Source organism: Rhodopila globiformis (assembly GCF_002937115.1).
Lineage (GTDB): Bacteria > Pseudomonadota > Alphaproteobacteria > Acetobacterales > Acetobacteraceae > Rhodopila > Rhodopila globiformis.
In genome coordinates this window covers 21,877-33,555 of sequence record NZ_NHRY01000061.1, presented here as the reverse complement: position 1 = coordinate 33,555, position 11,679 = coordinate 21,877, and the positions used below count along the sequence as shown (strand labels likewise).

Below are 11,679 nucleotides of genomic sequence, written 5' to 3'. Positions count from 1 at the left end.
CCACCAGCAGCCCAAACTCCCCCGCCTCCCCCAACCGCGCCGGATTCGGCACGCTCGCCGCCAGCCCGGCCCGGATGTTCTCCGGCAACCGCCCCAGCATCGGCGTGTCCATGATCCCGGGCGCAATCGTGCACACCCGCACCAAACGGCTCGCCAAGTCCCGCGCCGCGCACAGCGTCAACCCAATCACCCCCGCCTTGCTCGCGGCATAGGGCGTCTGGCCGATCTGCCCCTCGTAGCCGGCGATCGAGGCGGTCAGGATGCAGACTCCCCGCTCGCCGTTCACCGGCTCATTCTTCGCCATGGCGGCGGCGGCCAGGCGCAGGGCGTTGAAGCTGCCGATCAGATTCACCGAGACGATGTCAGCGAAATGCGCCAGCGGCATCGGGCTGCCGTCCTTCTCCACCACCCGCTTGCTGCCGCCCTTGCCGGCGCAGTGCACCAGCACCCGCACCTTCCCCATCGCCTCGGCCTGTGCCACGGCGGCGCCCATCGCCGCCTCGTCGGTCACGTCGGCGGCGGCGAACTGCGTGCCCTGCCCCAGTTCCGCCGCCACCGCGGGGCCGTTCGACCGTTCCAGGTCGACAATCAGCACCCGCGCCCCGCCGGCGATCAGCCGCTTCACGCTGGCCAAGCCAAGGCCAGACGCGCCGCCGGTGACAACCGCAACCGCATTCGCAAGTTCCATGACGGACGCTCCCGTTACAGCCGCTGGATGATGGTGGCGTTCGCCATGCCGCCGGCCTCGCACATGGTCTGCAGCCCATAGCGGGCGCCGCTGCGCTCCATCGCGTTCAGCATGGTGGTCAGCAGCCGCGCGCCCGAGGCGCCCAGCGGATGGCCCAGCGCAATCGCCCCGCCCATCGGGTTCAGCCGTTCGTCACCCGCCCCCAGGTCCTTCTGCCAAGCCAGCGGGACGGAGGCGAACGCCTCGTTCACCTCGATATGCTCGATCTGGTCCAGGTGCATCCCCGCCTTCTGCAGCACCCGCCGCGTCGCCGGGATCGGCGCGGTCAGCATCAGCAGCGGGTCGTCGCCGATGACGTCGAAGTTGATGAAGCGGGCGCGCGGCGTCAGGCCCAGCCGGGCTGCCGTCTCCTCGCTGGTGATCAGCACCGCCGCCGCGCCGTCGGTGATCTGCGAGGAATTGCCGGCGGTGACGCTCCAGCGGATTTCCGGGAAGCGGGCGCCAAGTTCCGCGTTCTCGAACGCCGGCCGCAGGCCCGCCAGCGCCTCCGGCGTGGTCTGCGGCCGGATCGTCTCGTCCCTCTCCACCAGTCCGCCCGGGGACATCACCGGCACGATCTCGGTGCTGAAGTCGGCCGTGGCGGCGCGATGGTGGGACCGGGCAGCGTAGGCGTCCATCGCCTCGCGCGACAACCCCCAGCGGGCGGCGACGAGCTCGGCGGACACGCCCTGGCCGACCAAACCAGGGGCGTAGCGGGTGTTGAACGCCGGGCCATAGGGGTCCTTGCCGACACGGTTGCTGCCCATCGGCACGCGGGACATGCTTTCCACCCCCGCGGCGATGACGATGTCATAGGCGCCGGCGATCACCCCTTGCGCGGCGAAATGCGCCGCCTGCTGCGAGGAGCCGCACATCCGCTGGATGGTGGTGGAGGGCACATGCTCGGGGAAGCCCGCCGCCAGCCAGCCGGTGCGGCCCGGATTGGCCGCCTGCTCGCCCACCTGGCTGACGCAGCCCACCACCACGTCGTCCACCGTGCCGGGATCGAGGCGGTTGCGCTGGACGATGGCCGACAGCACGGTCGCCATCAGGTCGGTCGGGTGGACCTCCGACAGGCTGCCTCCGGGCTTGCCGCGGCCCATCGGGGTGCGGACGGCATCGACGATGACGGCGGTTGACATGGGGTACGTTCCTTCCTCGGTTGCCGTCATTCTTCATGTCGGTGGCGGGATGGTCAATGTCCCGGACGCGGCAATGCAAGCCTAGCCGCTGCGCGCCAACGCCAGTTCCATCACCTGGACCGAGTGCAGTGCCTTTCGCCCCGACAGGTCCCGGATCTGGTGCCGGCAGGATGTTCCGTCCGCCACGACATAGTCGGCCGATGATGCGGCCCGCACCGCCGGCAGCAACGCCGCTTCCGCCATGGCCCGCGACGTCGCCTGGGTTTCCGCCTGGTAGCCGAAGCTGCCCGCCATGCCGCAACACGAAGACTTTATGGGCTGGATCGAAAGTTGCGGGATCCGCCGCAGCATCGCCAGCGCGTCGGGAAACGCGCCGAACGCCTTCTGGTGACAGTGTCCATGCACATGCACTGTACCAGGCAGCGGCCGGAGGCTGATCGCGGGGTTCGTCTTCGCGACGAATTCGCTCAGCAGCATGGCCCTGGCGGCGAAGCGGTCCGCTTCCGCGCCTGGCAGCAACGAGCGGAACTCGTCACGCAGCGTCATCAGGCACGACGGTTCAAGGCCAATGACAGGCTGGTCCTTCGGCATGTTGTCCATCATGCGCCTGGCTTCACGGCGCGCTTCGTTCACCATGCCGGCGGCCAGCCAGGTGCGGCCGCAGCACAGCGGTCGCCCTTTCGTTTCCGGCACGATCGCGCGGTATCCCGCCGCGGCCAGCAGCGTCACCGCGGCGCGCAGGATCTCCGGCTCGAAATACCGGTTGAAGGTGTCCGCCAGCAGGTAAACCTCGCCATGGACCGCGCCCGAGTCTGCGGCCTCGCGGTCGAGGAACCTGGCGTTGCTCCATTCCGGCAATTGCCGATCGGCCGAAAAGCCCAGAAGACGTTCGCCCAGCCGGCGCAGCGCCGGCGAGTCGTTGCGCAGGTTGGCCAATGCGGGCAGGCGCGAGACCAGCGGCGCGTAGCGTGGCAGCTCCGCAACCAGCCTGTCGCGCCATTTTATGCCGAGAGTCTTGGCCCGGGCCGCGGTGACCTCGATCTTCATCTTGGCCATGTCCACGCCGGTGGGGCATTCCCGCCGGCACGCCTTGCAGGACACGCACAGGGCCATGGCGTCGGCCAACGCGTCCGATGCCAGGGCATCGGCGCCCAGCTGCCCCGTAAGCGCCAGCCGCAGGGTGTTGGCCCGGCCGCGGGTGACATGGATCTCGTCGCGGGTGACCCGGTAGCTCGGGCACATGACGTCGGCATCGAAACCGCGGCAGGTGCCGTTGTTGTTGCACATCTCCACCGCGCCCAGCATCCCGCCCAGCGCGCCGGGATGATCGGACCAGTCGAGGGCCGGAACGAAATTCCCGACCGGCTTGTAATCGGAGCCGTAACGGAACAGCGTCCGGTCGTCCATTCTTGGTGGACGGGTGATCCGGTTGGGGTTCAGCAGGCCAATCGGGTCGAAAGCATCCTTCACGGCTTCGAAGGCGCGCACGATGCGGGCGCCAAACATCTGTTCATGGAACTCGCTTCGCGCCAGCCCATCGCCGTGTTCGCCACTGTGCGATCCCTTGTATTCACGCACGAGACTGAACGCCTCCTCGGCAACGGACCGCATGGTGGCAATGTCCGCCGGGTCCTTCATGTTCAGCACCGGCCGTACGTGCAGGCAGCCGACCGATGCGTGAGCGTACCAGGTTCCTTTCGTTCCGTGACGCTCGAAGACGTCGTTCAGTCTTTCTGTGTAATCGGCCAGGTCTTCCAGATCGACAGCACAGTCCTCGATGAAGGAGATCGGCTTTCCAGCGCCCTTCATTGACATCATGATGTTCAGCCCGGCCTCCCGCACTGCCGCGACAGCAGCCTGGAAGCCTGGATCGGTGGCCCGAACGACGCCCGGATGACCGAGATCGCCCATGAGGCTTTCCAGGTCGTTCAGCTTCGCCAGCAACGGTTGATCGTCGTGGCCGTGGAATTCGACGATCAGCAGGCTGTCGGGCTCGCCGATGAGCATCCGGTCGATCGTGTCGCGGTAGATTGGAATGGCCCGGCCCAGGTCGATCATCGTGCGGTCGACCAGTTCCACCGCCTCGGGATCCAGGCCCACGATGTGCTTCGACGCCTCCATCGCCTTCCGGAATGTGGCGAACTGGCAGATGCCAAGCACCTTGCGCGGTTTGATCGGTTGCAGCGCCAGTTCGATTTCCGCGGAAAACGCCAACGTGCCTTCGGATCCCACCAGCAGGCGCGCCAGGTTGTCGCGGCCGGCGGCCTTGGCGGCCGGCGTCAGGGCGTCGATGTTGTAGCCGCCGACGCGGCGAAGCTGTTTGGGGAACCGCGCTGCGATCTCGTCCGCCTCGGCCAGGCCGAGAGCATGCATCCGCTGCAGCAGATCCGCGATCTTGGTTGTCGTTGCGCTGTTGTCGTTGTCGCCGGCGGGGCCGAAGCGGTGACGCGATCCATCCGACAGGATGGCGTCGATGGATCGGACATTGTCGGCCATCAGGCCATAGCGGATCGATTTCGACCCGCAGGAGTTGTTGCCCGCCATGCCCCCCAGGGTGCAGCGCGCATGGGTTGACGGATCAACCGGAAAGAACAGGCCGCAGGAGCGCAGCGCGGCGTTCAGATGGCCCAGCACCAGGCCGGGCTCGACCCGGGCCGTCCGGCTGTCAGCGTCAATGTGCAGAATACGGCGCAGGCTCTTGGAGCAGTCGATCACGAGCGCCGCGTTGACGGTCTGTCCGCATTGGCTCGTGCCGCCGCCACGGGCCAGGACCGGGACACCTTCCTCCCGAGCAATCGCCATCGCGGCGGCCACATCGTCGATCGTGTCCGGGACAACCACGCCCACAGGTTGAATCTGGTAGATCGATGCGTCCGTGCTGTAGCGCCCGCGGCTGGCCCGGTCGAACAGCACCGGCCCGGTGACAGACCGGGACAGGCGCCGTGCCAGGCCGTCATCGTCGACCGATCGACTTTGATGCTTGTTCATACCGGAATTCGCCATGGTTGCGTGCCCGGTACGCAGCATTCACATATCATGAACGCCGGCAAGGCCCGGCCACGCTGTTCCGCCGTCGTTGCGCCGTACTTTGGGCGCTCGCCCTTCACCAGCAGATGACACGGCGTTGGCCTGACCTTCCGCCGGAGCGGCCGAGCGTCGCTATCTGCCCCTCGCGGGCCGCTGCCTCGAACCATCAGATCGGCACCGTCAGCGCGTCGTAATCGTACAGCCAGTCGTATCGCTGCCGGACCTTCTCCGCCGTGAATTCCCGCGCAATGTACGCCGCCGCGCTCTCCGGCGTACCCAGCGCGGGGTTGTGGAAGCGCTTCGCATTGTCGGCGGAGCCGCGCACGATCGCGGCGGTGCGTTCCAGCCGGGCGTTCTCGTAGCGCAACAGCGCATCCGGAACGGCGCCGGTGTCGAGGCAGCGGGCCAGGATCATCGCATCCTCCAGCGCCATGTTCGCGCCCTGCGCCAGGAACGGCAGTGCCGGATGGGCCGCGTCGCCCATCACGCAGACGCGGCCGCAGGCGAAATGTACCAGCGGATCGCGGCCGAGCAGCGCCCACTTGTACGGCGTTTCGACGGCACGGATGATCGTTTTGACGTCATCGTGCCAGGCGCGCAGGTCGTGCAGGCACTCCGCCGTGCTGCCGGGCACGTTCCAGGCTTCCACCTGCCAGTCATCGCGCTCGACGACGCCGACGAAGTTCAGGATCTCGCCGCGGCGCAGCGGGTAGGTGACGACGTGGCCGCCGACGCCCATCCAGTTGACGCCGACAAGCCGACGCTGATGCGGCGGCAGGTGGTCCATCGGCACGAGGCCACGCCAGGCGACAATGCCGGTGAAGCGGGCAACGCCATCGCCGAACATCTGCCGGCGAATGCGGGAGTGCACGCCATCCGCGCCGATCAGCACGTCGCCGGCGACGTGCTCGCCATTCGCCAGGTGCAGCACGACGCCGTCCGCGTCCTGGGTGAAGCTTAGCACGGCGTGACCGGGGCACACTGCGCCGGGGGCGGCGGCGCGAACGGCATCCAACAGCACGCGGTGGAAGTCGCCGCGGTGCACCATCCAGTAGGGCGCGCCGAACCGCTCGACCGACGTCTCGCCCAGGTCGAAGATCGGCCACGCCTGGCCGGTGCTGCCCAGGCGGACCTCCTTCGACGTGGCGGCGCAGATCACCTCGCGCATCGCGGCTTCCAGCCCCAGCGCGATCAGGATGCGCGTGCCGTTGGCGCCGAGCTGGACCCCGGCGCCGATTTCCCGCAGGTCGGCCGTTTGCTCGAAGACGCGGACCCGGTGTCCGCGCTGGATCAAGGCAAGCGCCGCGGTCAGGCCGCCCAACCCGGCTCCGGCGATCAGAACGTCGGCCATGTCATCAGTTCCCCTCGGTCTTGTTGCGCGGATGACCCACGGTGGGCGATGAAGCCCGGGCGCCGGGGGTCGTGGCCGATAGCCTGGCGGTGTCCCGGGGCGCTTGCGACCTGGCTGGTGGCCTGGCCCGCATCGGGAAAGGATCATGCATCAGCACCAGCAGTTCTCAATGCGACTGAGTCGCGGTTGTGAACGCTGGGTGAGTCTGAAAAGCAACAGCTCGGATCATCCCATTCTCCGGCGGCAGGTAGGAGATTCGCAAGACCGCCGGACTGCGAATCGGTGCGCGCATGCGCCCGCTCGATGTCATGCCTGGATCATTACGAAGCTGCCTGGACCGCTTCCCCGACCAGCATCGCGGCCTCAACACGACCTACGCCATGAGCGACATCGGCATGGCGGCGTTCTCGGTGTTCTTCATGCAGAGCCATCCTTCCTGGCGCACCAGCGCCAGTTCGAGGCCAGCCATGGGCATTCCAACGCCACCAGCCTGTTCGGCATCGCCAGGATCCCCAGCGACAACCACATCCGCGACATGCTCGATCCCGCCTCGCCGGATCTGTTGCACCCGGTGTTCGCGGTGGCGGTTGATCAGATCTGGCAGATCGACGCACGCTGTCCCAACCGGGGACGCACCATCCCGGACCGCGGCCACAAGCCGCTCCTGAACTTCAGGCCCGCCTCAAGCTGAACAGGCCCTGAAACGCACGCGGCCGCCTCCTGCCGCGACAAACGGACGCCGCTACCGCCCTCCCGCCGACGCCACCACATGCGCCTCGTCCGCTCCCGGTCCGGCTTCGAACCGCGACGGGCGGGACACCGCCTTCCGGGTTTCCCAGTTGACCAGATAGAAGTCGGCCACCACCGGCGCATCGATGAACGTCACGTTCTCGGCGTTCCTGCGCTCGGCCGCGGCGGTGTAGTTGTACGAGCCGCCGATGACCAGGTGGCCGTCGATGATGATGACCTTGTTGTGCGCGATCGCCACCTTGTCGTCGATCCAGGTCGGGATGCCGGCATCCGCGGTGAAGCGCGCCGCGGCGGCACGCGAGCCGTGGTCGCGCTCGTCGGACTTGTCCAGGATCACCTGCACGTCGACGCCGCGCCCCCACGCCGCGACAAGCGCCCGCAGGATCACCCGCGAGGTGAAGCCATAGGCCTGGACACGGATGGTGTGCGCCGCCGCGGCGATCGCCTCGGCTACGCCGGTGTCGCATTCCTGCTCCGGCACGAAGCAGACCGAAACCCGGGCTTCGGCCGGTCCGTGCGGCGGGGTCTGGAGATGGTCTGCCGCGACCGCCGGCGACAGGCGCGCCACCGCGACGATCACAATCAGAGAAACGACTCGCGGCAAGCGCATCCATACCCCCGGCCAAGCCTCATGCCGACCCGGGTATTCCTCGCACCGTTGCGGCGGACGGTCCAGGGGTGTCAGTGTATGTCCATGCAGGAGTCCGCCAAGACCGCTTTCCCGGCCATGACCTTGCCGGCCGCGCATGACGTGATTGCGCCGGACGGGTCCGAGGTGCGCATCCTGCTGTCGCTGACCGGCGGCAGCATGGCGCATTTCCGCCTCCGCCCGGGGCAGGTGTCCGCCGCGGTGCGCCACCGCACGGTGGAGGAAATCTGGTACGTGCTGTCCGGGCAGGGCGAGATGTGGCGCGCCGCCGAGGGCATGGAGACGGTCACGGCGCTGGCACCGGGCATCTGCCTATCGATCGAGCCGGGCACCGCGTTCCAGTTCCGCGCCGGCGAAACCGAAACGCTGGATGCCATTGCAATCACCATGCCGCCCTGGCCGGGGGAGGACGAGGCGGAGTTCGTGCCCGGGCCATGGGCGTCGCCGATTGACCGCAATCAGAGCTGATCCCGGCTCAAGCCGTTCCTGTTTCGTCATGGACGGGCGCGGTCTCGGCCATCTGCGCTTCGGCGGCGGGGATGGATGGCTGGGACACGCCCGGCCATGACGATAGGGAGACGATCTTACGCCGTCCCATCGCCCCATTCCAATGCACCGGAGACGCCGCTCAGCCCGGTGGCCGCCCGCCGGTACGCCTGAGCTGCTCGAGAACGGCGCGTGCCAGCGCGACGGCGCGAAACGGCTTGCGCAGCACCGTGTAGCCGGCCGTCTCGACGTCGTCCGGCCGGCCGGTGATCAGCAGCAGCTTCAGGCCGGGCCGTTCCTGCATCAGCCGGGTCGCGAGCTGCACCCCATCGGCGCCGGGCATGACGACGTCGGTGATCACCAGGTCCAGGCTGCGTACGGTGTGCACCAGCGCATACGCCGCCTCGGCGCTGCCGGCCTCGACCACGCTGTAGCCGAGCGAGCGCAGGTGCTGCGCCGTGACGCCGCGCAACTGCTCGTCGTCCTCGACGAGCAGGATCACCGCGTCGCCGTGGGTGGCGGCATCGGCCTCGGGTGCCGCCGCGTCCACCGGCGCCTCGCCGTCGGCGCCGGCCCGCGGCAGGATGATCTGCACCGTCGTGCCGGCGTCCGGTGCGCTGTCGATGCGGACGCCGCCGCCCGAGCGGCGGGCGAAATCATCGACCATCGCCAGGCCCAGCCCGGTCCCCTTGTCGCCGTCCTTGGTGGTGAAAAATGGCTGCACGGCCGCCGCCGCGACCTCCGGCCGCATGCCGCCGCCGGTGTCCGTGACTGCGATCGCCAGGTAGTCGCGCGGCGGCAGCCGCAGCGTCGTCACCGCGTCCGCGCCGACCGGCAGGTTGCGGGCGGTGATCCGGATCGTGCCGCCCTGCGGCATCGCGTCGCGCGCGTTGACCACCAGATTGAGCAGCGCGACCTCAAGCTGTCCGGCATCCGCGAGGATGGGCCAGACATCCGGCTCGACCGCGACTTGGCAGACGATGCCGGGTCCAACGGAATGGCGGGCGAAATCCCGCACCCCGGGCAGCACCGCCGCCAGGTCGAGCCGCTCGGGCCGCAGCGGCTGCCGCCGGGCGAAGGCCAGAAGCTGGTTGATCAGGCGGTCCGCCCGCTCCACCGCCTTCTCGCCGATGCCGATGGTCCGCAGCAGGCCGGGATCGCCGGTCTTCCGCCGCAACAGGCTGTAGCTGCCTGCCACTGCGGCGAGCACGTTGCGGAAATCATGCGCGATGCCGCCGGTCATCTGCCCGAGCGCATCCAGCTTCTGCGATTGCAGCAGCGCCGCCTGGGCCTGCTCGCGGCGGCGCATCTCGGCGGCAAGCTCATGCGCGGCCTCGCTCAGCGCCCGGGTCCTGTCGGCGACCCGCGCCTCCAGCCGGGCGTGCGAGTCCGCCAGCGCCTGCGCGGCGCGCTTGCGCTCCGAGACGTCGAGCGCCGCGGTCACCGCGGCGATGGTCCGGCCGTCCGCGTCACGCACCGGCGCGGCGTAGATTTCCAGGTCGACCCGTGCGCCGTCGGGGCGCCGGTGCAGCAAGGGTTCGGCGACGATGGTCTCGCCCTGGTGCAGGGCGCGCCACCAGGGATAGTCATTGCGGGCATACGGACGTCCATCGGGATGTTCCGCCCTCAGACGTGACGCCGCGGGATCGCCTGGCCGGTTCGCGTCCGGCGGGCCCAGCGTGGCGTCGGTGTGGCGGCTTGCCAGGTCCAGCCGGTCGTCGGGCGTGAAAATGGCCACCGCGACCGGGATCTGCTGAAGCACCGCGCGCAGGCGGGCCTCGCTGTCCGCCAGCGCCGCCTCCATCCGCCTGCGCCCGGTGGTTTCGACCGCGGCGCACGTCACCCCGACGATGGCTTCGGCGTCGTCGCGCAGGGGTTCGATGGTCAGGTCGAAAGTGCGCGCGACACCTTTATGGCGAACGCGCACTTCCTGTCGCTGCCCGACGCCGCGCTCGATCACCTGGCGCTTCAGCGCCATGGTCACCGCCGCATCGCCCGCATCCTCGAACACCTCGGCGTCCGTCCGGCCGAGGATGTCCTCGGCCGTGCGGTCGAACACCGGGTTGTCGATCCAGGTGTAGCGCAGGCCGAGATCTTGCTCGAACACCGTCACGGATGAGCCGCGGAGCGCCATGCGGTAACGCTGCTCGTTGCGGCGCAGCGCCAGTTCGGCGGACTTCCGCGCGGTGATGTTCTCGACGAACAGGATGACGCCGCCGATGGCGCCGTTGTCGTCGTGCCAGGGGCGCATCTCCCACCGCAGCCAGTCGACGCCGCCGTCGTCATGCGGGAATTTCTGCTCCTCGGCGCTTTCCGTCGCGCCGGCCAGGCAGCGGCGGTGGATGGCGCCATATCGCTCGGCGCTGCCGGGGAACACGTCGTAGTGGCCAAGGCCGACCAGATCGTCGTACGGCAACCGGAACTCGGCGGGAAAGCGCTGGCTGTGGGCGATGTAGCGCATGTCGCGGTCGAACATCGCCATGGCCGCCGGCGAGGTCTCAACGAACCGCCGCAGCCGGTTTCCGCCGTGCCTCGCCCGATTGGTCAGGGCAACCATCGTCGTTCCGGCTGCATTGAGGTTCCCGCAAATCCGGACCAAGTGATCGAGCCTGAACAATGGGGTGCCAGCGTTGCCGGATCAACAGGCGGTCCGGTGTCCGGTTCCGGGCACGGATGGCGCCGGGCCAGGGTGCGGCGACGTTGCGAGGCCGGCGGAACCGCGCCGGGAAGCCTTTAAGAGACTGCAAAACTTGCGTCTGCACCGCCACCAAAGGAACCGCCGATCGGCGTGGACAGTTTGAATCCGATTGTATCCGGCCGTGGCCAGGCGCTGGTTACACCGATTCGTGAGGAGTCGTGCCCGGTGGCACGGGACGGTTCCCGGCCACGGCGTAGATCGTCAGCAGGGGGTCATCCGCCGTCCGGATCGCATGGCGGATGCTGTCCGGATGCAGGACGAAGTCGCCGGGCCGGCGCTCTTCGGTCGCCGCGCCCACGCTCCAGAGCGCGCGTCCGGAGACGACATGATGCAGTTCCGTCGCCGGACTGCCTGGCGCCGCATGATCGGCATGCGGCGCCACCAGCAGGAATCCCAGGGTGAGGTCCGGATGCCGCAACGGGGCCTCGGGGCCGATGATCTCGGCCCGGGCCAGTTGCGTCCGCGGCGCGGCGCCGGGTGGGCCGCCGGCGTCGCGCCAGGACAGCAGCGGCCCGCTTTGCGCCAGGAGTTCCAGTCCGTTGAACCCCTCCAACGCCGAGGTCAGGTGGCGAAGCACCGGGTGGTATGTGGGACTTGCCGGCTTGCCCGTTTCCCTGGCCTGGTCGATCAGCGGATCGATCCGGCGCAATTCCGTGCCGACGGCATCCCGGCGGCGGATGCCGCGCCGCAGCCAGTGACGCGCGAGCCTCGCCAGGATTCTGAATGCCTCCGGGGACAGACTGTCCGGCGCGGGCTGCGGCGACGGCGGTTGCGCCGTGGCGCCGCGTGGATGGGCGCCGCGTGGATGGGCGGTGATCATGGCAGCGCTGTTTCCCACATGATCCGCCG

9 protein-coding genes are annotated in these 11,679 nt (G+C 68.9%); 2 read left to right on the top strand and 7 right to left on the bottom strand.

What is annotated here, in order from left to right; genetic code table 11:
• From CCS01_RS05750 to CCS01_RS05735, 4 genes are all read right to left on the bottom strand, one after another.
• Positions 1-688 (bottom strand): SDR family NAD(P)-dependent oxidoreductase (locus CCS01_RS05750; RefSeq protein ID WP_104517871.1); only part of this gene is annotated, 688 nt, incomplete at its 3' end.
• A 14-nt stretch (positions 689-702) separates the two neighbouring features.
• Positions 703-1,869: a thiolase family protein gene (locus tag CCS01_RS05745; RefSeq protein ID WP_104517870.1), complete on the bottom strand. Its 1,167-nt coding sequence runs from the start codon at positions 1,867-1,869 to the stop codon at positions 703-705.
• Between the two features lie 81 nt (positions 1,870-1,950).
• Positions 1,951-4,857 (bottom strand): FAD-binding and (Fe-S)-binding domain-containing protein, encoded by a 2,907-nt coding sequence (locus tag CCS01_RS05740; RefSeq protein WP_104517873.1) that lies wholly within the window; start codon positions 4,855-4,857, stop codon positions 1,951-1,953.
• Positions 4,858-5,062: 205 nt separating this feature from the next.
• Complete coding sequence (locus tag CCS01_RS05735; RefSeq protein WP_104517869.1) at positions 5,063-6,247, bottom strand: FAD-dependent monooxygenase; 1,185 nt, start codon at positions 6,245-6,247, stop codon at positions 5,063-5,065.
• 535 nt (positions 6,248-6,782) lie between these two features.
• Between CCS01_RS05735 and CCS01_RS33500 the strand changes: the two genes are divergently transcribed.
• Positions 6,783-6,938: a hypothetical protein gene (locus CCS01_RS33500; RefSeq protein ID WP_158258246.1), complete on the top strand. Its 156-nt coding sequence runs from the start codon at positions 6,783-6,785 to the stop codon at positions 6,936-6,938.
• A gap of 51 nt (positions 6,939-6,989) precedes the next feature.
• On the opposite strand, the gene CCS01_RS05730 is transcribed toward CCS01_RS33500, so the two are convergent.
• Positions 6,990-7,607, bottom strand: coding sequence for a phospholipase D-like domain-containing protein (locus CCS01_RS05730; RefSeq protein ID WP_158258245.1), 618 nt, complete (start codon positions 7,605-7,607; stop codon positions 6,990-6,992).
• A gap of 78 nt (positions 7,608-7,685) precedes the next feature.
• Between CCS01_RS05730 and CCS01_RS05725 the strand changes: the two genes are divergently transcribed.
• Positions 7,686-8,114 (top strand): cupin domain-containing protein, encoded by a 429-nt coding sequence (locus CCS01_RS05725; RefSeq protein ID WP_204848152.1) that lies wholly within the window; start codon positions 7,686-7,688, stop codon positions 8,112-8,114.
• A gap of 160 nt (positions 8,115-8,274) precedes the next feature.
• Here the strand turns inward: CCS01_RS05725 and CCS01_RS05720 are convergent, their stop codons facing one another.
• On the bottom strand, positions 8,275-10,689 hold the full coding sequence (locus CCS01_RS05720; RefSeq protein WP_104517866.1) for a PAS domain-containing protein: 2,415 nt from the start codon (positions 10,687-10,689) through the stop codon (positions 8,275-8,277).
• Between the two features lie 277 nt (positions 10,690-10,966).
• Positions 10,967-11,650 (bottom strand): dimethylsulfonioproprionate lyase family protein, encoded by a 684-nt coding sequence (locus tag CCS01_RS05715; RefSeq protein ID WP_104517865.1) that lies wholly within the window; start codon positions 11,648-11,650, stop codon positions 10,967-10,969.
• Between the last annotated feature and the right edge of the window lie 29 nt (positions 11,651-11,679).